The organism is Stenotrophomonas sp. IS26 (assembly GCF_054188265.1).
On record NZ_JBSZJV010000010.1, the window covers coordinates 1 to 23804 of the forward strand.

The 23804-nt window shown below is 64.9% G+C and carries 18 protein-coding genes; 9 read left to right on the forward strand and 9 right to left on the reverse strand.

Annotation, left to right across the window (positions count from 1 at the left end; translation table 11 throughout):
- The 4 genes from ACW6W5_RS10405 to otsA all read left to right on the forward strand — a co-directional run.
- The coding region (locus ACW6W5_RS10405) for a TonB-dependent receptor plug domain-containing protein (RefSeq protein WP_458233644.1) at positions 1–2446 on the forward strand (2446 nt) is incomplete at its 5' end.
- Positions 2447–2553: 107 nt separating this feature from the next.
- On the forward strand, positions 2554–3312 hold the full coding sequence (otsB, locus tag ACW6W5_RS10410) for a trehalose-phosphatase (RefSeq protein ID WP_152152470.1): 759 nt from the start codon (positions 2554–2556) through the stop codon (positions 3310–3312).
- Between the two features lie 86 nt (positions 3313–3398).
- Entirely contained in the window at positions 3399–5180 is a 1782-nt protein-coding gene (locus ACW6W5_RS10415) for a glycoside hydrolase family 15 protein (RefSeq protein ID WP_152152472.1), read from the forward strand.
- Positions 5177–6541, forward strand: a complete 1365-nt coding sequence (otsA, locus tag ACW6W5_RS10420; protein WP_152152474.1) for an alpha,alpha-trehalose-phosphate synthase (UDP-forming) — start codon at positions 5177–5179, stop codon at positions 6539–6541. Before ACW6W5_RS10415 ends, otsA begins: the two co-directional genes overlap by 4 nt.
- Before the next feature lie 111 nt (positions 6542–6652).
- Here the strand turns inward: otsA and pgeF are convergent, their stop codons facing one another.
- Complete coding sequence (gene pgeF, locus ACW6W5_RS10425; RefSeq protein WP_152152476.1) at positions 6653–7432, reverse strand: peptidoglycan editing factor PgeF; 780 nt, start codon at positions 7430–7432, stop codon at positions 6653–6655.
- The gene (gene rluD, locus ACW6W5_RS10430; protein WP_121039228.1) at positions 7432–8427 is read right to left on the reverse strand and encodes a 23S rRNA pseudouridine(1911/1915/1917) synthase RluD; all 996 of its coding nucleotides are present in this window, start codon (positions 8425–8427) and stop codon (positions 7432–7434) included. The genes pgeF and rluD overlap by 1 nt, the downstream gene beginning before the upstream one ends.
- 115 nt (positions 8428–8542) lie before the next feature.
- Here rluD and ACW6W5_RS10435 point away from each other — a divergent pair, with 115 nt between their 5' ends.
- A complete protein-coding gene (locus tag ACW6W5_RS10435; RefSeq protein ID WP_121039231.1) occupies positions 8543–9427 on the forward strand; it encodes an outer membrane protein assembly factor BamD in 885 nt (294 codons plus the stop codon).
- 49 nt (positions 9428–9476) lie between these two features.
- Here the strand turns inward: ACW6W5_RS10435 and ACW6W5_RS10440 are convergent, their stop codons facing one another.
- The 3 genes from ACW6W5_RS10440 to sucC form a co-directional block, all read right to left on the reverse strand.
- The gene (locus tag ACW6W5_RS10440; RefSeq protein ID WP_121039234.1) at positions 9477–11111 is read right to left on the reverse strand and encodes an NAD+ synthase; all 1635 of its coding nucleotides are present in this window, start codon (positions 11109–11111) and stop codon (positions 9477–9479) included.
- Positions 11112–11367: 256 nt separating this feature from the next.
- Positions 11368–12243, reverse strand: coding sequence for a succinate--CoA ligase subunit alpha (sucD, locus tag ACW6W5_RS10445; RefSeq protein ID WP_137190155.1), 876 nt, complete (start codon positions 12241–12243; stop codon positions 11368–11370).
- 21 nt (positions 12244–12264) lie between these two features.
- Entirely contained in the window at positions 12265–13434 is a 1170-nt protein-coding gene (gene sucC, locus ACW6W5_RS10450; protein WP_121039240.1) for an ADP-forming succinate--CoA ligase subunit beta, read from the reverse strand.
- Between the two features lie 333 nt (positions 13435–13767).
- On the opposite strand from sucC, the gene ACW6W5_RS10455 reads away from it, so the two are divergent.
- Together ACW6W5_RS10455 and ACW6W5_RS10460 are read left to right on the forward strand one after the other, a co-directional pair.
- Positions 13768–15381: a sensor histidine kinase gene (locus tag ACW6W5_RS10455; protein WP_121039243.1), complete on the forward strand. Its 1614-nt coding sequence runs from the start codon at positions 13768–13770 to the stop codon at positions 15379–15381.
- Between the two features lie 72 nt (positions 15382–15453).
- Positions 15454–16839: a sigma-54-dependent transcriptional regulator gene (locus tag ACW6W5_RS10460; protein WP_152152478.1), complete on the forward strand. Its 1386-nt coding sequence runs from the start codon at positions 15454–15456 to the stop codon at positions 16837–16839.
- A 52-nt stretch (positions 16840–16891) separates the two neighbouring features.
- Here the strand turns inward: ACW6W5_RS10460 and pilB are convergent, their stop codons facing one another.
- The 4 genes from pilB to ACW6W5_RS10480 all read right to left on the reverse strand — a co-directional run bounded on the left by pilB (position 16892) and on the right by ACW6W5_RS10480 (position 21314).
- On the reverse strand, positions 16892–18619 hold the full coding sequence (pilB, locus tag ACW6W5_RS10465; protein ID WP_152152480.1) for a type IV-A pilus assembly ATPase PilB: 1728 nt from the start codon (positions 18617–18619) through the stop codon (positions 16892–16894).
- Positions 18620–18674: 55 nt separating this feature from the next.
- A complete protein-coding gene (locus tag ACW6W5_RS10470; RefSeq protein WP_152152482.1) occupies positions 18675–19580 on the reverse strand; it encodes a serine hydrolase in 906 nt (301 codons plus the stop codon).
- Between the two features lie 5 nt (positions 19581–19585).
- Positions 19586–20779 carry a DUF1295 domain-containing protein gene (locus tag ACW6W5_RS10475; protein WP_152152485.1) on the reverse strand — a complete coding sequence of 398 codons (1194 nt, stop codon included), beginning with the start codon at positions 20777–20779 and terminating at the stop codon, positions 19586–19588.
- Between the two features lie 70 nt (positions 20780–20849).
- A complete protein-coding gene (locus ACW6W5_RS10480; RefSeq protein ID WP_152152486.1) occupies positions 20850–21314 on the reverse strand; it encodes a pilin in 465 nt (154 codons plus the stop codon).
- Positions 21315–21673: 359 nt separating this feature from the next.
- Between ACW6W5_RS10480 and ACW6W5_RS10485 the strand changes: the two genes are divergently transcribed.
- Both ACW6W5_RS10485 and ACW6W5_RS10490 read left to right on the forward strand, forming a co-directional pair.
- Complete coding sequence (locus ACW6W5_RS10485; protein ID WP_152152489.1) at positions 21674–22933, forward strand: type II secretion system F family protein; 1260 nt, start codon at positions 21674–21676, stop codon at positions 22931–22933.
- Positions 22934–22940: 7 nt separating this feature from the next.
- A complete protein-coding gene (locus tag ACW6W5_RS10490; RefSeq protein WP_121039283.1) occupies positions 22941–23804 on the forward strand; it encodes a prepilin peptidase in 864 nt (287 codons plus the stop codon).

The window sequence follows — 23804 nt, forward strand, 5'->3', positions numbered from 1 at the left end:
CCGTCCGTCCGCGTCGCGCCTTGGCCTTGCCATCGCGCTCGTCCTCTCCTCCCCCCTGCTGGCCCAGGACGTACTTGCGCAGGACGCGCCGACCACCGCCAAAACGCTGGACACCGTGATCGTCACCGGCACCCGCGCCGTGGACCGGACCGTGCTGGAATCCACCTCGCCGGTGGACGTGCTCACCGCCGAGGACATCCGCAAGGCCGGTGTGGCCAATGGCGAACTGGGCAGCGCGCTGCAGGCGCTGCTGCCCTCGTTCAACTTCCCGCGCCAGTCCAACTCCGGCGGTGCCGACCACATCCGTGCCGCCCAGCTGCGCGGGCTCTCGCCCGATCAGGTGCTGGTGCTGGTCAACGGCAAGCGCCGCCACAGCAGCGCGCTGGTCAACACCGACAGCAAGATCGGCAAGGGCACCACCCCGGTCGACTTCAACGCGATCCCGGTCAGCGCGATCAAGCGCATCGAGGTGCTGCGCGATGGCGCCGGCGCGTTGTATGGCTCCGATGCGGTGGCCGGCGTGATCAACGTGATCCTCGATGACGCCCCGGAAGGTGGCGCGTTCGAAGCCAGCTTCGGCGCCAACCACACCGATCTCAAGCCGATCGACCGCACCCTCACCGATGGCCAGACCAGCTACGCCAGCGCCAAGGTCGGCACTGCGCTGGGCGACAACGGCGGCTTCCTGCGTGTCGGCCTGGAACTGAAGAACCACGAGGGCACCAACCGCGCCGGCTTCGACCAGATCCCGCCGTGGGACCAGACCCCGACCAACCTGGCCCTGCAAGGCAAGCGCAACTACGAGCTCGGCGATGGCAAGACCAAGGATCTCAACGCCTGGTACAACGCGCAGCTGCCGTTCGGTGAGACCTCCACGTTCTACAGCTTCGCCACCTTCAACCAGCGCGACAGCGAAGGCGCGAACTACTTCCGCTACCCGGACAGCGACGCCAACTGGGCGCAGATCTACCCGAACGGCTACCGCCCGATTTCCGAAGGCGAGAACCGCGACGTGCAGGCCGTGGCCGGCGCGAAGGGCCAGTGGGGCGAGTGGAACTACGATGCCAGCCTGGATTACGGCGTCAACACGTTCACCTACCGCCTGCGCAACTCGCTGAACGCCTCGCTGGGCCCGACCAGCCCGACCCGGTTCAAGACCGGTGATTACCGCAACGAGCTGACGGTGGCGAACGTCGACCTCGGCCGCGTGTTCTCGCAGGGCGACAGCATCACCCACAGCCTGGGCCTGGGTCTGGAAGCGCGCCGCGACCATTACCAGACCCGCCCGGGCGACCCGAGCAGCTATGCTGCCGGCCCGTTCACGGATCGCCCGACCGGCTCGCAGGCCGGCGGCGGCCTGATTCCGCAGGATGCCACCTCGCTGTCGCGCGATGTGGCCAGCGCCTACGCCAGCCTGTCCAGCCAGTTCGGCGAGCATTTCTCCAGCGATCTGGCGGCGCGCTACGAGCACAGCGACGACTTCGGCGGCGAGCTCACCGGCAAGCTCGGCCTGCGCTATGAATTCACCCCGGCCTTCGCGCTGCGCGGTGCGATCTCCAACAACTTCCGTGCCCCGTCGCTGGCGCAGATCGGCTACGAGTCCACCTCAACCGGTTACAACGCCGCCGGCCAACTGGTGCAGGGCCGCGTGCTGTCGGTCAACAATCCGATCGCGCGCGGCCTCGGCGCCACCGATCTGAAGCCGGAGAAGTCGCTCAACACCAGCCTGGGCTTCACCAGCCGCATCGGTGAGCATTTCGATGTCTCGCTGGACTTCTTCCAGATCGATATCGATGACCGCATCGCGCTGTCGGAAAGCATCACCGGTGATGCGCTGACCGACTACGTGCAGCAGCAGTTCGGCGTGGCCGGCCTGCAGAGCGCCAGCTTCTTCGTCAATGCCGCCGACACCCGCACCCGCGGCGCGGAACTGGTGAGCAACTGGCGGCAGTCGCTGGGGGATGGCGAGCTGGTACTGACCGGCACCTACGCCTATACCAAGACCACGTTGAAGAACGTGCTCGCCACGCCACCGGGCCTGCTCGCGCTGGATCCGGACTACGTGCTGTTCGGCGTGGAAGAGACCAATACGCTGACCGATGCCACCCCGCGCACCCGCGCCGCGCTGGCCGCCAGCTGGGCCAATGACCAGTGGTCGCTGAGCAGCCGCCTGAGCCGCTACGGCAGCGTGACCCGTGTGTTCAACTTCGGTGATGGCTACATCCCGCGCCAGACCTACGGCGCCGAGTGGCAGCTGGATGCCGAAGTGGAGTACAAGATCACCCCGCAGTGGAGCGTGGCGCTGGGTGGGCAGAACCTGACCGACAACTATTCGGATCTGTCCAACGATGACATCTACTACTTCGGCAACCTGCCGTACGACGTGCTGTCACCGATCGGCAGCAATGGTGCGTACTACTACGGGCGCGTGCGGTATACGTTCTGACGGGGGGTGCAGCCGACCCATGGTCGGCTCTACCGGCGGTGAACGGGGAAGACGCTGGCGTGATGCCATGACCTGACGATCACACCCACGCTGGCATGTTGGTCACCATGGCCAACGACTTCCCCCAACGTCCGCCGCCGCCGCTGCTGGACGATGCCTGTGCGCTGTTCCTGGACGTGGATGGCACCCTTATCGAATTCGCGGACGACCCCGAGTCGGTCGCGCTGCTGCCCGATGTGCGTGAAGCGATCGGGCGCATCAGCGACCGGCTGGATGGCGCGGTCGCGCTGATCAGCGGGCGCCCCCTGGCACAGCTGGACAAACTCTTCGCCCCCTTGAGCCTGCCCGCGGCCGGCCTGCACGGCCACGAGCTGCGCAACCATGAGCAGCGCGCGCAGAGCAGCGATCCTTCCGCCGATACCAGCGAGTGGCTGTATGCCCTGCACCAGCAGGCGATGCGTTTCGCGCATGGCTATCCCGGCGTACTGGTGGAGGACAAAGGCCGCAGCCTGGCCCTGCACTGGCGCGGGGCACCGCACGCCGCCAACGACGTGCGTGCCTTCGCTGAACGGCATATCCGGGGCCATGGCGGCTACCGGCTGCAGCCCGGTGACCATGTCATCGAGTTCCTCCCCGAAGGCAGCGACAAAGGCCGTGCGATGCGGCAGCTGATGCTGCAGCCGCCGTTCCGCGATCGCATGCCGGTGTTCGTCGGCGATGACCTCACCGATGAATTCGGCTTCGGCGCGGCCAACGACCTGCACGGCTGGAGCGTGCTGGTCGGTGCGCGCGAGCCCAGCGATGCGGTGTTCGCGCTGCCGACGATACGCAGCGTGCACGCCTGGCTTCGCGAGAATGCCTACTGATGCCTTGACCCCAAGGCCCCCTGACGCCGCGCGCAGGTCTCCCCCACCGGTGTGCCGCCGCGGCATGACACGAGACTTCCTGCATCATGAGCGAACCCGATCTGAATCTGGGCGTGGTCGGCAATGGCAGCTTCGGCGCGCTGATCGACAAACACGCGCGCGTCGTCTGGAGCTGCCTGCCGACCTTCGACGGCGACCCGACCTTCTGCGCCCTGCTCGGCCCCAATCAACAGGACGGCGGTGACTTCGGCATCGAGCTGGAGGACATGGTCGACAGCGAACAGAGCTACCTGACCAACACCGCCATCCTGCGCACCGTGCTGCGCGACAAGCACGGCGGTGCGCTGGAAATCATCGATTTCGCGCCGCGCTGGCGCCAGAACGACCGCTTCTACCGGCCGGTCAGCCTGATCCGCCAGGTGCGGCCACTGTCCGGCAACCCACGCATCATCGTGCGCGCGCGGCCGCTGGCCGACTGGGGTGCCCGCGTCCCGGATGCCACGTGGGGCAGCAACCACATCCGCTGGGTACTGCCCGACCATGTGCTGCGCCTGACCACCGATGTGCCGCTGCGTTTCGTCCGCGATGGCCTGCCGTTCGTGCTCAACCACCCGGTGCACCTGGTGCTCGGCGTGGACGAATCGCTGAACCGTTCGCTCAGCGGCTACGTGCAGGAGTCCTTGCAGCGCACGCGTGACTATTGGCGCGAATGGGTGCGCTATCTGTCGATCCCGCTGGAATGGCAGGACGCGGTGATCCGCAGCGCGATCACGCTGAAGCTGTGCCAGTACGAGGACAGCGGCGCGATCATCGCCGCGATGACCACCTCCATTCCGGAAGCGCCCGGCAGCATCCGCAACTGGGATTACCGCTACTGCTGGCTGCGCGATGCCGCCTTCGTGGTGCGTACGCTCAACCGCCTCGGTGCGACCCGCACGATGGAGCAGTTCCTGGGCTACATCTTCAACCTGGCCACCGCCGATGGCAGTCTGCAGCCGCTGTATGGCATCAGCTTCGAGGCCAAGCTGGAAGAGAGCGAAGTGCCCTCGCTCTCCGGCTACCGCGGGATGGGCCCGGTGCGGCGCGGCAACCTGGCCTGGGTGCAGCGCCAGCACGATGTGTATGGCAGCGTGGTGCTCGCCTCCACCCAGCTGTTCTTCGATCGCCGCCTGCAGGACCCGGGCGATGCGCACACCTTCGCGCGGCTGGAGCCGCTCGGCGAGCAGGCCTTCACCCTGCACGACGTACCCGATGCCGGGCTGTGGGAATTCCGCGGCCGCACCGAAGTGCACACCTACACCAGTGCGATGTGCTGGGCCGCGTGTGACCGCCTGTGCAAGATCGCCGTGCGATTGAAACTGGATGACCGCGCCACCTATTGGCGCGAGCGCGCCGACATCATCCATGCGCGCATCATGCGCGACTCGTGGAGCGAAGCACTCGGCCACTTCACCGATACCTTCGGCGGCCATCGCCTGGATGCGTCGTTGCTGCTGCTGGCCGATATCGGCTTCATCGAGGCCACCGATGCGCGCTTCGTCGCCACGGTCGAGGCGATCGGCCGCGATCTCAAGCACGGCAACGCGCTGTATCGCTACGTCGCGCCGGATGATTTCGGCGAGCCGGAAACCAGCTTCACCATCTGCACGTTCTGGTACATCGACGCGCTCGCCGCGATCGGTCGCCTGGACGAAGCACGCGAGATGTTTGAAACCCTGCTGGAGCGCCGCAACCATCTGGGCCTGCTTTCCGAGGATCTGGCGTTCGACAACGGCGAAGCGTGGGGCAACTTCCCGCAGACCTATTCGCACGTGGGCCTGATCACCGCCGCCATGCGCCTGTCGCGCAGCTGGCAGGAGGCGTCATGAGCCGCCTGGTCGTCGTCTCCAACCGGGTGGCCGTCCCCGGTGAATCCCGCGCCGGCGGCCTGGCGGTCGGCCTGCTCGCCGCGCTGAAGGAGCGTGGCGGCCTGTGGTTCGGCTGGAGCGGCAAATCCGTGCGCGACAACAGCGGCACCCTGCATGAGCAGGTGGACGGAGACATCCGCTACGTCACCATGGACCTCAACAAGCGCGACGTGGATGGCTACTACAACGGCTTCGCCAACCGCACGCTGTGGCCGCTGCTGCACTTCCGGCTGGACCTGGTCGACTACGACCGCGCCACGCGCGAGACCTATCGCCGCGTCAACGCGCTGTTCGCCGAGAAGCTCGCGCCGCTGCTGCGCGAGGACGACATTGTCTGGATCCACGATTACCACCTGATCCCGCTGGCTTCGCTGCTGCGCGAGCGTGGCATCGGCTGCCGGATCGGGTTCTTCCTGCACGTGCCGATGCCCTCGGCCGATCTGCTGCAGGCGATGCCAGACCACCTGCGGCTGTTCTCCAGCCTGTATGCCTACGACCTGGTCGGCTTCCAGACCCAGCGCGATGCGGACCGATTCCAGTCCTATGTGCGTCTGTTCGGTGGTGGCCGCGTGCTGCCCGATGGCGAACTGGAGGCACCCGGCGGCCGGCGTTTCCGCGCTGCCGCCTTCCCGATCGGTATCGATACCGACTTCATCGCCCGCCAGGCCAAGGCGGGGGCGAACAAACCCGCGGTCAAGGACCTGCGCGGGAGCCTGCGCAATCGTCAGCTCGCGATCGGCGTGGATCGGCTGGACTACTCCAAGGGCCTGCCCGAGCGCTTCCAGGGGTTCGAACGGTATCTGGAACGTCATCCGGACCAGCACGGCTCGTTGACCTATCTGCAGATCGCCCCGGTCTCGCGCGGGGATGTCACCGAGTACCGCCAGCTGCGCAGCCAGCTGGAACAGATCGCCGGGCACATCAACGGCGGGCATGCCGCGCCCGACTGGACCCCGCTGCGCTACGTCAACCAGAACTTCACCCATGCCACGCTCACCGGCTTCTACCGGGCAGCGGCGGTGGGCCTGGTGACGCCGCTGCGCGACGGCATGAACCTGGTCGCCAAGGAGTACGTGGCCTCGCAGGACCCGGAGAACCCGGGCGTGCTGGTGCTGTCATTGCTGGCCGGTGCCGCCGATGAGTTGAAGCAGGCGCTGCTGGTCAATCCGCATGACCTGGATGGCGTGGCGGACGCCATCGCCACCGCGGCGACGATGCCGCTGAAGAAGCGCGTGGAGCGCTGGCAGGCGATGATGGATCACCTGCGCACCTACGACATCAATCATTGGCGGCAGACGTATCTGCAGGCGCTGGAAGGGTGATGCCGGCCAGCGGCCGGCACTACTGGTGATGGCGGGAGTGATGCAGCCAGGCTACGGGGAGCGCATGCGGTAGTGCCGGCCGCTGGCCGGCTCCCTGCTACCGTCCAACGGTCAGGGCGCGATCCACGCCAGGGTCGCCATGCGCCCGGTGCGGCGGTCGCGCCGATGCGAGTAGAACCGCTGCGGGTCCGCCAGCGTGCAGTACTGCCCGCCGCTGATGTGTGCCGGGTCCAGCCCTGCCGATTGCAGGCGCCGGCGGGCCAGCGCGTACAGGTCCACCTTCCAGTGCCCCGGCCGGGTTGCCACGAAGGCCGCCGCGGCGCCCTCGTCGCGCCCGACGAAGGCCTCGAACACATCCTCGCCGATCTCATACAACGCGGGCCCGGCCGCCGGGCCCAGCCATGCCTGCAGCTGGGCGGCCGGGGTCTGCATGGCGGCCACGGTGGCCTCCAGCATGCCGTCGGCCAGCCCACGCCAACCGGCATGGGCGGCCCCGATCTCACCGCCCTCGCGCGCGGCGAAGACCACCGGCAGGCAATCGGCGGTGAGGATGGCCAGCACCACGCCCGCGACCGAGGTCACGGCGGCATCGGCAGTGGGTTCAGCCTCCACGCCGAGGGCCGTCGGCGGCGCGGTGAAGCGCCGCACGCCGGTGCCATGCACCTGGCGAAGCCAATGCGGCGCCGAGGGCAGGCCCAACCCGGGCACGAGCAGGTCGCGGTTGCGCTGCACCTGCGCCGGGTCATCCCCGTCGGCGGCGTAGCGGTTGCCCATGTTGAACTGGTCGAACGGCGCCACCGAACCGCCCGCGCCATAGCGCAGGGTGGTCAGCGCATGGACCCCGGTCGGGGCGGGCCAGTCGGCGGGCAGCACGGGCACGGGGGCGTCCATCAGCGGCGGTTGCGTTCCTGCTCGGCGAAGCGCTTGCTGTCTTCGCGCAGGGCGTGCAGCAGGGCCTGCATGTCGGCCGGCGGCGGCGCGCTGTTGCTGATCTTCTCGCCGGTGATCGGGTGCACGAACTCCAGCGTTTCAGCGTGCAGCGCCTGGCGCTTGAAGCCGCGCAGTTCGGCGACCAGCTCCTCGCTGGCGCCCTTGGGCAGTTTCAGCGCGCCGCCATACAGCTGATCGCCGATGATCGGATGACGCAGATGCGCCATGTGCACGCGGATCTGGTGGGTACGGCCGGTTTCCAGGCGGCATTCCAGCGCGGTGTGCGCACGGAAACGCTCGCGCAGGCGGTAATGGGTGATCGCTTCCTTGCCGTCTTCGCGCACGGCCATGCGGATGCGGTCGCGCGGGTGGCGGTCGATGCCGGCGGTGGCGGTGCCGCCGGAGACCAGCGCACCCACCACCACGGCCAGGTACTGGCGGTGCACTTCACGCGCGGAGAGCTGCTCGACCAGCGCGGTCTGCGCCTGGATCGTACGGGCGATCACCATCACGCCGCTGGTGTCCTTGTCCAGGCGGTGCACGATGCCCGCGCGCGGCAGCACCGCCAGCGAGGGATCGCGGAACAGCAGCGCATTGACCAGGGTGCCGGTCGGGTTGCCCGCGCCGGGGTGGACCACCAGGCCGACCGGCTTGTTGATCACGAAGACATGCTCGTCCTCGTACAGGACCTCCAGCGGGATGTCCTCCGGCTCGGCATGGGTCTGGGTGTCGAGAACGACATGCAGGCTGGCCACCTCGCCCCCGCGCACCGGGTCACGGCCGCGCACGGTGTCACCGTCCAGCAGGACGTCGCCGGACTTGATCCACTCGGTCAGCTTGGACCGAGAGAATTCGGGGAAGAGCTCGGCCAGGACGGCGTCGAAACGCCGGCCGGCAGCGGTATCGGGCACGATGGCCTGGCGGGGGGAATCGGAATCAGCAGGGGTATCGGACATGGGGGTACACCGCAATAGGGACAATTTTGGGTCCGGGCGACCAGTTTCAGTCGCGGGACAGGCCACTAGGCTATCATCGACCCTTCGTATTCCAGCCGCGTCCCGCCCTGACCCCATGATCCGACGCTCCGTTATGCTGTCCGCGCCCGTCCGCCTCGCCGCCCTGATGCTGGTGCTGCTCTTCGTCGCCACCGGCTGTCACCGCGGTACCAAGGGCAAGAATCCGGATGAAGGCCTGCCGGTCGAAACGCTCTATGAGAAGAGCCACAAGCTCATGGAAGGGGGGAACTGGAGCGGTGCCGAAGCCAGCTTCCGCCGCCTGGTAGCCCAGTACCCGTATGGCCCGTATACCGAACAGGCCATGATCGAAAGCGCCTACGCGCAGTACAAGGCCGGCAAGCACGATGACGCGGTGTCCAGCGTGGACCGCTTCATCCGTACCTACCCGACCCACCGCAACATCGCCTACCTGTACTACCTGCGTGGCCTGGCCAACGGCAACCGCGACACGGTCTTCCTGCGCCGCGTCTGGTCGCTGGACCCGAGCCGCCGTGACCTGTCGAGCCCGCGCCAGGCCTATGCCGATTTCACCATCGTCACCGAGCGCTACCCGAACAGCCGCTACGCCGCCGATGCGCGCCAGCGGATGATCGCCCTGCGCGACGTGTTCGCCCAGTACGAGCTGGACAACGCCCTGTACTACCTGCGCCGCGAGGCCTACGTCTCGGCCGCTGGCCGCGCCAACTTCCTGCTGGAAAACTACCCGCAGAGCGCGTTCCAGTACGACGCCGTGGCCGCCCTGGGCGAGGCCTATACCCACCTGGGCAACAAGACCCTGGCCGACGATGCCCGCCGCGTGCTCGAGCTGAACCAGCCTGACCACCCGTGGCTGCAGGGCAAGTGGCCGAAGTACCCGTGGATGGTGCGCAAGCTGAACCCGTTTGCCGGCGAGAAGTCCGCCAGTACCGGTGAACGCAACGCCACGATGAACCGCAAGTAATGAAAAAGGCCCCGAAAGGGGCCTTTTTTATTACGGTAGCGCTCGACGCCTACCCCTTGTACCCATTGCTGATCGGGTACCGCCGCTCACGCCCGAACGCCCGGCGCGAGACCTTCGGCCCCGGGGCCGCCTGATGACGCTTCCACTCGCTGGTGCGCACCAGGCGCAGCACACGGTCCACCACCTCGGCGGCGTAGCCGGCGGCCACGATCTCCTCGCGCGACTGCTCCTGGTCCACATAGCGGTACAGGATGCCGTCCAGCACGTCGTAGGCCGGCAGCGAATCCTGGTCGGTCTGGTTGGCGCGCAGCTCGGCCGAGGGTGGGCGGGAAATCACCGCCGGCGGGATCACCGGGGCGCCGCCCACGGTATTGCGCCACTTGGAGAGCCCGAACACCTCCGTCTTGTACAGGTCCTTGAGCGGGGCGTAGCCGCCACACATGTCGCCGTAGATGGTCGCGTAGCCCACCGCATACTCGCTCTTGTTGCCGGTGGTCAGCAGCAGCCCGCCAAACTTGTTGGAGAGCGCCATCAGGATCACGCCGCGGCTGCGCGACTGCAGGTTCTCTTCCGTCACATCCGCCGCCTGCCCTTCGAACATCGGGCCGAGCGCGGCCATCAGCCCCTCGAACACCGGCTCGATCGAGACCGCTTCCAGCGTCACGCCCAGCGCGCGGCACTGCTCGGCCGCCAGGTCGTTGGACATGTCCGCTGTGTAGCGCGAGGGCAGCCGCACCGCGGTGACATTGGCCGCGCCCAGCGCGTCCACCGCCATCGCCAGCACCAGGGCCGAATCGATGCCGCCGGACAGGCCCAGCCAGACCTTCTTGAAGCCGTTCTTGCGGCAGTAATCCTGGATCCCGCGGGTCACCGCGCGCCAGGCCAGTGCATCCATGCTCTCGTCGCCGTCGTCGATCCACTCGCGTGGCAGGAAACGGCGGGTGCCGGCGTCGTAATCCACCACCAGCCACTGGTCGGTGAAGGCCGCCGCGGCCGGATGCACGGTGCCATCGCCGTCAGCGACGACTGACGCGCCATCGAACACCAGCGCGTCCTGGCCGCCCACCACGTTGAGGTAGGCGATCGCCGCCCCGCTCTCGCGGGTACGCTCGGCCAGCAGCGCATCGCGCTGGGCATGCTTGCCACGCTCGTAGGGGGAGGCATTGGGCACCACCACCAGCTGCGCGCCGGCACGGACGGTATCGGCCAGCGGTTCGGCGAACCACAGGTCTTCGCAGACCAGCACGCCCACCGGCACGCCCTTCAGCTCGAACACGCAGCTGCCGCCGTCCGGATCGACATCGAAGTAACGGCGCTCATCGAACACCGCGTAATTGGGCAGCTCGCGCTTGCGGTAGGTGTGCTCGACCTTGCCATCGCGCAGCACGCTGGCCGCGTTGTAGACCACCGCACCAGCGGCCTGTGGCCAACCGACCACCGCCGCGATGCCGGTGGTCGCCGCCGCGATGCGCTCCAGCGCCTGCTGGCAGTCGTACAGGAAGCCCGGCCGCAACAGCAGGTCCTCCGGCGGATAGCCGCTGATCGCCAGCTCGGGGAATACCACCAGCTCGGCACCGTACTCATCGCGCGCCTCGGCGATCATCGCGATGATGGTGTCGGTGTTCTGCGCCACTGCGCCAACCGGGAAATCAAACTGCGCCAGGGCAATGCGGAGCGACGTCATGGGGGTCCAGCCTGTAGTTGCAATACACGCATTGTAGTGCCGGCCGCTGGCCGGCAACCACGCATTCGGCGGCAGCACGATGAGGAGCCGGCCAGCGGCCGGCACTACGTGGCGTGCTTGCCTTCCAGCGGCCGGGACCTACCGCTTCGGGTATCGCCTGAAACGCAGAAAGGCCGCCCGGAGGCGGCCTTTCTGTTTGGAGCAGCCGAGCATGGCTCGGCTCTACCGCACGTCCGCCGCTTGCGCGGCGGGCGGCTTATTTCACCAGCTTGGCGATGGCAGCGCCCAGGTCGCCCGGCGAGCGGACGGTGACCACACCGGCAGCTTCCATGGCGGCGAACTTGCCTTCGGCGGTGCCCTTGCCGCCCGATGCGATCGCACCGGCGTGGCCCATGCGCTTGCCGGCCGGAGCCGAGGCGCCCGCGATGAAACCGACGACCGGCTTCTTCACGTGGTTCTTGATGTACTCGGCACCGGCTTCTTCAGCGTCGCCGCCGATTTCGCCGACCATGATGATGCCCAGGGTCTGCGGATCTTCGTTGAACAGCTTCAGGCAGTCGACGAAGTTCAGGCCGTTGATCGGGTCACCACCGATGCCGATGCAGGTGGACTGGCCCAGGCCGACTTCGGTGGTCTGCTTGACCGCTTCATAGGTCAGGGTGCCCGAGCGCGACACGATGCCGATCTTGCCCGGCATGTGGATGTGGCCCGGCATGATGCCGATCTTGCACTCGCCCGGGGTGATCACGCCGGGGCAGTTCGGGCCGACCAGCACGGTGTCCGGATGGGCACGGGTCAGCACGTTCTTGACGCGCAGCATGTCCAGCACCGGGATGCCTTCGGTGATGCACACGATGACCTGGATGCCGGCAGCGGCCGCTTCCAGGATCGCGTCAGCCGCGTACGGCGGCGGCACGTAGATGACCGAGGCGTTGGCGCCGGTGCTCTGCACGGCGTCGGCAACGGTGTTGAAGACCGGCAGATCGATGTGGGTGGTGCCGCCCTTGCCGGGGGTCACGCCGCCAACAACCTGGGTGCCGTACTCGATCATCTGAGTGGCGTGGAAGGTGCCCTGCTGGCCGGTGAAGCCCTGCACGATCACCTTGGTGTTCTTATTGATCAAAACTGACATTGGATTTCCTTCGGTGTCGGATCAGGCGGCGGCTTTGACAGCAGCGACGACCTTCTTGGCACCGTCGTTGATGTTGTCGGCCGGGATGATGGCCATGCCGCTGTCACGCAGCAGCTGCTTGCCTTCTTCCACGTTGGTGCCTTCCAGGCGCACCACGACCGGAACCTTGACGCCCACTTCCTTGACCGCGGCGATGATGCCTTCGGCAATCATGTCGCAGCGGACGATGCCGCCGAAGATGTTGACGAAGATGCCTTCAACCTTGTCCGAGGACAGGATCAGCTTGAACGCTTCGATGACGCGCTGCTTGTTCGCACCGCCGCCCACGTCCAGGAAGTTCGCCGGCTCGCCGCCGTTGAGCTTGATGACGTCCATGGTGGCCATGGCCAGGCCGGCGCCGTTGACCATGCAGCCGATGTTGCCGTCCATGGTGACGTAGTTGATGTCCAGCTCCGAAGCGGTCACTTCGGTTTCGTCTTCCTGGGTCTTGTCGCGCATGGCAACCAGAGCCTTCTGACGGAACGCGGCGTTGTCGTCGCTGTCGAACTTGCCGTCCAGCGCGTACAGGTTGCCGTCGTCCAGGATGGCCAGCGGGTTGATTTCAACCAGGGCCAGGTCCTTTTCGTTGAACAGGCGGTACAGGTTCACCATGATGTTGGCGAACTGGCCGGCCTGCTTGGCGGTCAGGCCCAGCTTGAAGCCGAAATCACGGCCGTGGTAACCCTGCACGCCTTCAACGAAATCGACGTTGAGCGAGTGGATCAGCTCGGGGGTTTCAGCGGCGACCTGCTCGATCTCCACGCCGCCTTCCGAAGAAGCGATGTAGGTGATGGTCTTGGTGCCACGGTCAACCAGCACCGACAGGTACAGTTCCTTGACGATCTCACCGGCGGTGGTCACCAGCACCAGGTTGACCGGCAGTTCAACGCCTGCGGTCTGGTAGGTGGCCATCTTGGTGCCGAGCATCTTGGCCGCAGCGGCCTTCACGTCGTCGGTGGTCTTGCAGAACTTGACGCCGCCAGCCTTGCCGCGGCCGCCAGCGTGGATCTGCGCCTTGACCATCCAGGGGCCCTGGCCCAGGGCGTTGGCAGCTTCAACCGCTTCGTCCGGGGTAGCCGCGACCTTGCCGGCCGGAACGGGAATGCCGTACTCGGCAAGCAGCTGTTTTGACTGGTATTCGTGGAAATTCATGCGTCACCGTGGGAATAGGAACGACCGCACGCATCTCCAAGGCTCCCTCACGGGGGCGCCGGTAAGGACCGCGGCGGGCCCACTATTGTGGACGACCCAGCGCGCGGGCGCAAAGAAGTCAGTCCCAAGACACGCACGGGGAGCCGTTTCCGGCGCAATTTCAGACAGTTGCGGCAGCCCCCGGGAACCGCCACCCGGCCCCCCTGTGGCATGGCCGCGCAGCTGGCCGGCGCCTGCATACCGCCTGGCCTTCACACGCCCGGCCCCGGCCGCCTGCCCCCAAACCCGGCCGGACCCCCTACACTGCCCCCATGCCAGAAGGGGAGTTCCGGCGTGTCACCCAGTGCTTCATTGATCGACCGCATCGAATCGATACCGCGGCGCGAGCTGTATTTCTTCGCGCTGTACCGCCTGCTGATGGCCACCGTCATCGGCGCGCTGCTGTTCAGCCCGCTGAGCGGCCTGGTCGGCACCGCTGACCACCCCAGGCTGGCGACCATCGTGGCCAGCGGCTACCTGGTGGTGGCCGTGCTGGTGCTGCTGTTCGGGCGCAACGAGCGCTGGCTGCGCACCATCGTGGTGTGGAGCGTGGCCGCCGACATCATCGCCGCCACCCTGCTCGCCCACGCCCTGCCCGGGGCCAGCGCAGGCATCTCGATGTCGCTGCTGTTCAACATCGCCGCCGCTGCGACCCTGCTGCCGCTGAGCATGGGGCTAGGCCTGGCCGCTGCCGCCAGCGCCGCCACCGCCGGCGAGTACATCTGGAAGCAGCTCGAAGGCGGCGACCCGACCCGCACCCTGGCCGAGCTGGCCATGTTCGTCACCAGCTATCTGGCCATCGCCTTCATCAGCTACCAGGTCGGCAACCGTGCCCGCATGAACCAGCAGCTGGCCAACCAGCGCGGCGATGAAGTGGCCAACCTGTTCCAGATCAACGAGCTGATCATCCGCCGCATGCGCACCGGCGTGATCGTGGTGGACGGCGCCAACCGCATCACCCTGGCCAACGAAGCCGCCTCCACCCTGCTCGGCGATGCCGATGGCAACAGTGGCAGCGGCCGGCTGGAATTGGGCAGTGCCTCACCCGAGCTGAGCCGCCGGCTGCTGCGCTGGCGCAACGGCTGGACCAACGAAGAAATGCCGCTGCAGCTCTCGCCGGACCAGCCTGAGGTGCAGCCACGCTTTGCCCGCCTGCTGGCCGGCAGCGACCTCACCCTCGTGTTCCTGGATGACTCCACCGTGGTCTCGCGGCGTGCCGAGTCCTTGACGCTCTCGGCGATGGGGCGCTTCTCGGCCAGCCTCGCCCATGAGATCCGCAACCCGCTGGCGGCGATCAACTACGCCGCCCAGCTGCTGGAAGAATCCACCGATATCGGCGACACCGACCGCCGCCTGCTGCAGATCATCAACCAGCAATGCCAGCGCACCAACGGCATCGTCGAAAGCGTGCTCGGGCTGGCGCGGCGCGAGCGTGCCAATCCGGAGAACGTGGATCTGGCCTCGTTCGTGCGCCGCTTCGTGCTGGAGTACAAACAGGGCCTCTCGCTGGAAACCGACAGCGTAGAGCCGATCATCAGCGAGACCTCGGTGCACGCCCTGGTCGATCCGCGCCACCTTCATCAGATCCTTACCGTGCTGGTGCACAACGCGCTCAAGTACGGCCGCGTGGCCGAAGAGCCGGCGCGCGTGCGGCTGCGCGTGGCTCGCCAGGACCGCACAGCCATCATCGATGTGATGGACCGCGGCCCGGGCATTCCCGAGACGGTTGCCAGCCAGCTGTTCCGCCCGTTCTTCACCACCTCCGAGCACGGCACCGGGCTGGGCCTGTATATCGCCCGCGAACTGTGCCGTGCCAACCAGGCACGGCTGGAATACGTCTCGGTGCCCGCCGGCGGTGCCTGTTTCCGGCTCGTACTGGCCGGCCCCCACACGATGATGGCCGGATGAGCCGCGCGCACACCCGGACGCCACCGTCAAACATTTGTCGCCAACGACCGCCCTCGGCTATCTTCCTTCCTTATGAATGACACCCGCAGCGCCCTCGTCGTCGACGACGAACGCGACATCCGCGAACTGCTGGTACTGACCCTGGGCCGCATGGGCCTGCGCATCAGCACCGCAGCCAACCTCGCCGAAGCCCGTGAGCTGCTGGCCAGCAATCCGTACGACCTGTGCATCACCGATATGCGCCTGCCCGATGGCAACGGCATCGAGCTGGTCACCGAGATCGCACAGCACTACCCGCGCACGCCGGTGGCGATGATCACCGCGTTCGGCAGCATGGATCTGGCGGTGGAAGCCCTGAAGGCCGGCGCCTTCGATTTCGTCAGCAAGCCGGTGGACATCTCGGTGCTGCGCGGCCTGGTCAAGCACGCGCTGGAACTCAACAACACCGAGCGCGCCGCGCCCGCACCACTCGCCCCGGAGCAGGCCGCACGCCTGCTCGGCGATTCGCCCTCGATGGATGTGCTGCGTGCCACCATCGGCAAGGTCGCGCGGAGCCAGGCACCGGTCTACATCCTCGGCGAATCCGGCGTCGGCAAGGAACTGGTCGCACGCACCATCCACGCGCAGAGCGCGCGCGCGCCCGGCGCCTTCGTGCCGGTCAACTGCGGCGCGATCCCGTCCGAACTGATGGAAAGCGAATTCTTCGGACACAAGAAGGGCAGCTTCAGCGGCGCGCATGCGGACAAGCCCGGCCTGTTCCAGGCCGCGCATGGCGGCACCCTGTTCCTGGATGAAGTGGCCGAGCTGCCCCTGCAGATGCAGGTCAAGCTGCTGCGCGCGATCCAGGAGAAATCGATCCGCCCGGTCGGTGCCGCCACCGAAGTGCCGGTGGACGTGCGCATCCTTTCGGCCACGCACAAGGACCTGGGCGAACTGGTCGAAGACGGCCGCTTCCGCCACGATCTGTATTACCGCATCAACGTGATCGAACTGCGCGTGCCGCCCCTGCGCGAACGCCGCAGCGACCTGCCCGCGCTGGCCGCCTCGATCCTGGCCCGGCTGGCCCGCACCCACGGCCGCCCGACCCCGCTGCTGGCGCCCTCGGCGCTGGAAGCCCTGGCCCAGTACCACTTCCCCGGCAACGTGCGCGAACTGGAGAACATCCTCGAGCGCGCCCTCGCCCTGGCCGAAGAAGACCGGATCGGTGCCAGCGACCTGCGCCTGCCCAAGCACGCCCCACGCTTCGGCGCCGGCAATGCGCCGCCCACCCAGGAAGAAGCCGTGGTCGATCTGCCGGCCGGCAATGGCGCCCTGCCCTCCTACATCGAACAGATGGAGCGCACCGCCATCCAGAAGGCGCTGGAAGAAAACCGCTGGAACAAGACGCGTACCGCCGCACAGCTGGGCATCACCTTCCGGGCGTTGCGGTACAAGCTGAAAAAGCTCGGCATGGAGTAGAGAGACAAAAAAGGCCCGCTTGCGCGGGCCTTTTCTCATCTGCGGACGCCGCTCAATCCTTGGTCACACGATTGATCTCCGCCAGACCGGTCACCCCGGCCGCGGCCTTGATCAGCGCCGACTGGCGCAGGTCATTCACCCCGGCCAGCTGCGCGGCCTCGGCGATCTGCAGCGCATTGCCACCGGCCAGCACGATGGTCGAGATCTCATCGGTCATCGGCATCACCTGGTACAGACCGGTACGGCCCTTGTAGCCTTCGGTGCACTCATCGCAGCCGACCGGCTCGAACAGCTTGATCCCGGCATCCAGCTGCGCCTGGGTGAAACCCTCGGCCAGCAGCGCATTGGCCGGCAGCTCCACCGGGCGCTTGCAGTTGTTGCACAGCCGGCGCGCCAGGCGCTGGGCGATCACCAACGTCACCGAGCTGGTGATGTTGTACGGCGCGATGCCCATGTTCATCAGGCGCGCAATGGTCTGCGGCGCATCGTTGGTATGCAGCGTGGAGAGCACCATGTGGCCCGTCTGCGCCGCCTTGATCGCGATCTCGGCCGTTTCCAGGTCGCGGATTTCGCCGACCATGATGATGTCCGGATCCTGGCGCAGGAACGAGCGCAGCGCAGCGGCGAAGGTCATGCCGCGCTTGACGTTCTGCTGCACCTGGTTGACGCCGGGCAAGCGGATTTCCACCGGGTCTTCGGCGGTGGAGATGTTGCGCGTTTCATCGTTGAGGATGCCCAGCGCGGTATACAGCGAGACCGTCTTACCCGAGCCGGTCGGGCCGGTGACCAGCACCATACCGTAAGGCTTGTGGATCGCATCCAGGAACAACTTCTGCTGGGCCGGCTCGTAACCGAGCTTGTCGATGCCCAGCTTGGCCGCGCTGCCATCGAGGATACGAAGCACCACCTTCTCGCCGAACAGGGTCGGCAGCGTGCTGACGCGGAAATCGATCTGGCGGGTCTTGGAGAGGTTGAGCTTGATGCGCCCATCCTGCGGCACGCGCTTCTCGGCGATATCCAGCTGCGCCATCACCTTCAGGCGCGCGGCGATGCGCTGGTTGAGCTTGACCGGGGCCTTGGCCACGTTCTTGAGCAGACCATCGATGCGCAGGCGCACGCGATAGTCGTCCTCGTAGGGTTCGAAGTGGATGTCCGAGGCGCCTTTGCGGATGGCGTCGACGAGGACCTTGTTGATGAATTTGACGACAGGCGTGTCATCGCTCTTGGCATCGACTCCTGACTCGGTGGAGCTACCTTCCTCGTCCCCGGCCGAGACATCCAGATCGCCCATATCATCATCAGCGCTGCCAAGCGCCGAGCCCAGAGTGTCCTGCTTCGACTGCCACTGCTCCAGCGTACGGCGGATCTGGTCCTCATCGACCAAGATCGGCTCCACCACCAAATTGGTGTGAAACTTGATCTCGTCCAGCGAATGGGTAGGGTTGCTGGTGCCGACGAACAACTTGCCACCGCGCTTGAACAGTGGCAGTACGTGGTGCTTGCGCAGCAACTCCTCGCTAACAAGGCTCATCGCGCTCTGATTGTTGTCGAACACCGACACATCCAATAGCGGCATGCCGAACTCCACCGCGTTTGCGGCAGCGAGTTGCGAAGCAGTCACTAACCTTCTATCAGCAAACCACTGTGGCAGAGGAACTCGCGCAACTGTCGCGTCGGCCATAGCACTTCGAGCCGAAGATTCGTCAAGCACTCCATCCTGGACTAGTCGACGTGCTATGCCGGCGATGCCCACAAGATTCGCAGTATTCGCTATCGACATTGGATTACACCTCAAGGCTATTGAGCAAAATTTTGTCGCGATCAACTAGAGGCCTTCACTGCCGAGAAGCAATAATGCATCGCCAGAGCTCCTGACCTACCTGCGCACTCACAACTTCAACATCCGCCGGATCGCCAAGGAAATGAGCAACCAGCAGATCTCGCCCTCCATCCGTCAGAGCTATGCTAACGATACCCGGAAGTCGACCAAAGTGTGTCCAACGAGCATGTGTTGAGCTGGCAGGCCAACTTCTCCATCCATATGCGTAGTGAGACCCGTCTGGCAGCGCTGGAGAAGAGTCTAGCTCCACCAAAGGAAACCCCTGCTTCAGTTCAGCATGTAGATCCCGAAGCGAGCCGACCCAGCCACCCGCAGCACCCAATTGCGAGTTGAGAGCAACCTCGAGAGACGCATTCATCGGAGTAGAGCGATCAGACTCCAGAAGTATCTCACCTAGCACGCAGTACCCTGCGTTGCTATAGACAGTCGCGGTGCCCGGCAGAAAATCTGTATTTCGCGAAAGGACCAATCTCGCTGCAGAATGGCAACTTGACGACCCAGTTGCAAATAAAGGATCGCCTGACCCTCGATCGAAGCCACCTCTATGCTGAAGGAGCTGCTGAATCGTCACTCTCGTCGTTGCCTGGGAGAGACCAGAGAATACGTGGAAGTCTCCCAACGACTGAGTGAGTTCAAACTCGCCACGAGCAACTCGGCGACGAATTTCTTGCGCCACAAGAGGTTTGGTAAGACTTGCCATGACCATAGGCGACCGACCGTTGCGCAGAGTTCCCCCGGAATGAGCCTCGGCAACGTGTCCATTCATATCATCGAAGACCGCAACACCCTCCGATAATGGAGGCATCTCCAGCGCCATTTCAATGCAGTGCGCCCGCTCCTCCTTACGGTCAGTGCACGCAACGAGCAATGACGCCGCAAGGAAAGTCAGAAGGATTCGCATACTACTTAGCTCCTTGCTGTCATTAATCGACGGGCAGCAAAAACCTTGATCCGCGCAAACACACCATTTACTGAGATCCACTGAGCATAAGCAACATATGTTGGGTCAGAACGCAGATGCCGCTCCTCGGTCAAAGCTCGAACCCAGTAAATCGCGTTGATTCCCACCAGTGCCGAACAATGTGCACCAACCTCAAGGAGCTCACCCCCATTAACGAATGGAACAGAGATCATCCACCAGGATAGATTCTTTGCTAGATAAGCAGGATGCTTACACCACTTGTAGGGACCACTCGTGATGATGCCCCGGTGCGTCAAATTGGAGAAGCGCGGCCCGAACGCGACGGTGGCCCAAACGTAAATCGCCGTTAGCGCGAGAATTCCGGCACCCCAGAAGAAAGAAAAGAGGGACGAACCCGATGACCATTCAACCCAGTTCTGAGCGCCTTTGTAAATCAACCAAGTATCGAGAACAAGAACACTCAGCGGCGGATAGCAAACCAATGCCGCAATCCACCCGAGCCATGTCCTGTCGGTTGAACGGATTTGAGCCCCGATCCTTTCGGTAGTCGATAAGTAGCCAATTGTGGCGAATGCAGTATCGACGGCATACAGGACCGCCATGGTGGCGAAGAACCAGTTAAGCCTTGGATCACTTTCCCATGCAAATGCTGCTGAGGAGACCCATACAAAGGACCAAGCAAGCATCAGAGGCAGAAACAAGGCTTTGACAAGCCACCCGAGCAACCCTGTTAAATCTTGAAGTGGCGGACGTCTTGCTTGCGATAGCGATATGAGCGCCCGGCCCGCGGCGGCAACTGAATCGCTCAAGGCGCTTGGCGCAGCGGCAGCAACAGCAATCATCGCAATGCATGCGAGTGATATAGGAAGGAGGAAGAGGCTGACACCCTCCCCCTTTCCTCCGAACCTAATTTGCAGATGCATCACACCCAAAAACAACAGCGAAATGACTATCGCGCCGGCAAGAGTCTGCTCCCTGTTGACGGCTGACAGAATCTTGGCATCGCGGCGACGCCACTCAGAGATCCACATTGGCACTGCCGATGCTATGAGCAGCATTAGCCAACTGGGAACGGCGCTAAGACCCAAGAACCAGGCCAGTAAAAATCCAACAACCGCTCCTGATGCACCAAGCGCACAGGTAGTCGTAGAGACTGCGCTCTTCGGCGGCGCCTTCATTTCCGCTCCCCATAAAGGGCAACGGGGGGGCAAAATGCCCCCCCGTTGATAAAACAGTTAGCGACTACTCTCAGCCGCCGCTAGCGCCACTGCCACTGCTACCGCCGGCGGCTGCGCCGCGGCAATCAGCCGGTACGAGGGCTTTATTGGTGATCGTAGTGGTGCACACCCAGGTGAGCTGGCCAGTGGTACCAACTGCGGTCGGAGTCAGCACGATATTGCCGACCGCACCGCCAACACTTGAGGTTGCCGTGACGACGCCGGTAGCGTCCGTAACGGTGATGCCGGAGACATACTTGGTTGCACCCGGGAACGTGTAACCGCTGTTGGCAGCCGTCACATTAGTCAATCCGCCGAGGCTCGAAGCAGTCTCAGCAACTGCCAGTTTGGCAGGAGCCGCCATCACAATTACTTCCGACACCTTTGCACGGGTGGTGTAGTCCTGATACGCCGGCAGCGCAATGGCGGCCAGGATGGCAATGATCGCCACAACGATCATCAGTTCGATCAGGGTAAAGCCCTGCTGCTTCTTCATGAGTACATCCCCTAGAGGTAGAAATATAGATAGGGCACTGGGCCGTTGCCTGACCGGCGGACCGGGTGAGCGAGGCGGGCGCCCGTGCGGGTGGATCGAAGCAGGTTGCGTGCCAACAGTGCCAGCAATGCTCCCCAGCATTCCCCGGCGCAATGATGGCACCAATCGTGAGGATTGGAACCCCCCACACAACAATTTGCGACACATCCGGCAATGTGACCCGTTGCGTCACCTTATGACGCCCCCGGTACGCGCTGCTGCCCAAGCCGGACGCTCGGCAGGACTGCCCACACCCCCCGGAACCGGCTACCATGCGGCGAGATAGCCCGCCTGGGGATGGTGTGGCTGGGGAGCCCTGTATGTCTGTCAGCCGTAGCGCAATCAAGAAAGAGCCCGTGGCGCGTAGCGCCATGGAGTTGCAGCCGTTTGTTTGGGAGGGGACCGACAAGCGCGGCGTCAAGATGAAGGGCGAGCAGCCCGCCAAGAACGCCAACCTGTTGCGCGCAGAACTGCGGCGGCAGGGGATCACACCCAACGTCGTCAAGCCGAAGCCCAAGCCATTGTTTGGCGCGGCTGGCTCACCGGTTGGCCCCAAAGACATCGCATTCTTCAGTCGCCAGATGGCGATCATGATGAAATCCGGCGTGCCCATCGTCAGCTCACTGGAAATCATTGGCAGCGGACACAAGAACCCGCGGATGCGGAAGCTGGTCGACTCGATTCGGACCGACATCGAGGGCGGCTCCTCGCTGCACGAGGCCATCAGCCGACACCCAGTTCAGTTCGATGAGCTCTATCGAAATCTGGTTCGAGCAGGCGAAGGTGCCGGCGTACTAGAAACCGTGTTGGATACAATCGCCAATTACAAAGAGAACATCGAAGCGCTGAAAGGCAAAATCAAGAAGGCGCTGTTCTATCCAGTGATGATTGTTGCAGTCGCCATCATCGTCAGCGCGATCCTGCTTCTCTTCGTCGTGCCGCAGTTCGAAGAAGTCTTCAAGAGCTTCGGCGCCGAGCTCCCTGCGTTCACGCAGATGATCGTGGCGGCCTCACGCTTCATGGTGTCGTACTGGTGGGTGATGCTGGCGGTGGTGCTGGGGTCTTTGTTCGGCTTCATATATGCCTACAAGCGTTCGCCGAAGATGCAGCACACCATGGATCGCGTGATCCTCAAGGTGCCGGTCATCGGCCAGATCATGAACAACAGCGCGATCGCCCGCTTCGCCCGCACCACCGCCGTGACCTTCAAGGCCGGCGTGCCACTGGTGGAGGCGCTCGGCATCGTGGCCGGCGCCACCGGCAACAAGGTCTACGAGGAGAAGGTGCTGCGCATGCGCGACGACGTGTCGGTCGGCTACCCGGTCAACATGGCCATGAAGCAGGTCAACCTCTTCCCGCACATGGTGGTGCAGATGACCGCCATCGGCGAAGAGGCTGGCGCGCTGGACACCATGCTGTTCAAGGTGGCCGAGTATTATGAGCAGGAGGTCAACAATGCGGTGGACGCGCTGAGCAGCCTGCTGGAACCGATCATCATGGTGTTCATTGGTACCATCGTCGGCGGCATGGTGATCGGCATGTACCTGCCCATCTTCAAACTCGGCGCGGTAGTTGGATAACTAATCAATGGCATTTCTCGACCAGCATCCCGGTCTCGGCTACCCCGCCGCGGTCGGACTGGGACTGCTGATCGGCAGTTTCCTCAACGTGGTGATCCTGCGCCTGCCCAAGCGGCTGGAGTGGGAGTGGAAGCGCGATGCGCGCGAGGTGCTGGAAGAGCCGGACATCTACGAGCCACCACCACCGGGCATCGTGGTGGAGCCCTCGCACTGCCCGCACTGCAAGCACAAGCTCTCCTGGTACGAGAACATCCCGCTGTTCAGCTGGCTGGCCCTGCGCGGCAAGTGCCGGCATTGCCATGCCCCGATCTCGATCCAGTATCCGCTGGTGGAGCTGCTGACCGCCGTGCTGGTGGCCGCCAGCGTCTGGCAGTTCGGCTTCGGCTGGCAGGGCTTCGGTGCGATCGTGCTGAGCTGCTTCCTGGTGGCGCTGTCCGGGATCGACCTGCGTACCCAGCTGTTACCGGATCAATTGACCCTGCCCTTGATGTGGCTCGGCCTGATCGCGGCCAGCGACAACCTCTATATGCCGGCCAAACCGGCCCTGCTCGGCGCGCTGGCGGGCTATCTGTCGCTGTGGTCGGTGTGGTGGCTGTTCAAGCAGATCACCGGCAAGGAAGGCATGGGCCACGGCGATTTCAAGCTGCTGGCGGCCCTGGGCGCGTGGTGCGGGCTCAAGGGCATCCTGCCGATCATCCTGCTCTCGTCCGTGGTGGGCGCGATCATCGGCTCGATCTGGCTGTACTCGCGCGGCCGTGACCGGGCCACGCCGATCCCGTTCGGGCCGTACCTGGCCATTGCCGGCTGGATCGTGTTCATGTGGGGCGAGCCGTTGATTGACGGCTACCTGAGCTACGCCGGCCTGCGTTGA

Excerpts from the sequence above, each read along its gene's own strand:
- ACW6W5_RS10460 (WP_152152478.1), top strand. The coding sequence starts at position 15,454 with ATGAATGACACCCGCAGCGCCCTCGTCGTCGACGACGAACGCGACATC.
- sucD (WP_137190155.1), bottom strand. The coding sequence starts at position 12,243 with ATGTCAGTTTTGATCAATAAGAACACCAAGGTGATCGTGCAGGGCTTC.
- rluD (WP_121039228.1), bottom strand. The coding sequence starts at position 8,427 with ATGTCCGATACCCCTGCTGATTCCGATTCCCCCCGCCAGGCCATCGTG.
- otsA (WP_152152474.1), top strand. The coding sequence starts at position 5,177 with ATGAGCCGCCTGGTCGTCGTCTCCAACCGGGTGGCCGTCCCCGGTGAA.
- otsB (WP_152152470.1), top strand. The coding sequence starts at position 2,554 with ATGGCCAACGACTTCCCCCAACGTCCGCCGCCGCCGCTGCTGGACGAT.
- sucC (WP_121039240.1), bottom strand. The coding sequence starts at position 13,434 with ATGAATTTCCACGAATACCAGTCAAAACAGCTGCTTGCCGAGTACGGC.
- ACW6W5_RS10415 (WP_152152472.1), top strand. The coding sequence starts at position 3,399 with ATGAGCGAACCCGATCTGAATCTGGGCGTGGTCGGCAATGGCAGCTTC.
- pilB (WP_152152480.1), bottom strand. The coding sequence starts at position 18,619 with ATGTCGATAGCGAATACTGCGAATCTTGTGGGCATCGCCGGCATAGCA.
- ACW6W5_RS10485 (WP_152152489.1), top strand. The coding sequence starts at position 21,674 with ATGTCTGTCAGCCGTAGCGCAATCAAGAAAGAGCCCGTGGCGCGTAGC.
- ACW6W5_RS10470 (WP_152152482.1), bottom strand. The coding sequence starts at position 19,580 with ATGCGAATCCTTCTGACTTTCCTTGCGGCGTCATTGCTCGTTGCGTGC.
- ACW6W5_RS10475 (WP_152152485.1), bottom strand. The coding sequence starts at position 20,779 with ATGAAGGCGCCGCCGAAGAGCGCAGTCTCTACGACTACCTGTGCGCTT.
- ACW6W5_RS10440 (WP_121039234.1), bottom strand. The coding sequence starts at position 11,111 with ATGACGTCGCTCCGCATTGCCCTGGCGCAGTTTGATTTCCCGGTTGGC.
- pgeF (WP_152152476.1), bottom strand. The coding sequence starts at position 7,432 with ATGGACGCCCCCGTGCCCGTGCTGCCCGCCGACTGGCCCGCCCCGACC.
- ACW6W5_RS10490 (WP_121039283.1), top strand. The coding sequence starts at position 22,941 with ATGGCATTTCTCGACCAGCATCCCGGTCTCGGCTACCCCGCCGCGGTC.
- ACW6W5_RS10480 (WP_152152486.1), bottom strand. The coding sequence starts at position 21,314 with ATGAAGAAGCAGCAGGGCTTTACCCTGATCGAACTGATGATCGTTGTG.
- ACW6W5_RS10435 (WP_121039231.1), top strand. The coding sequence starts at position 8,543 with ATGATCCGACGCTCCGTTATGCTGTCCGCGCCCGTCCGCCTCGCCGCC.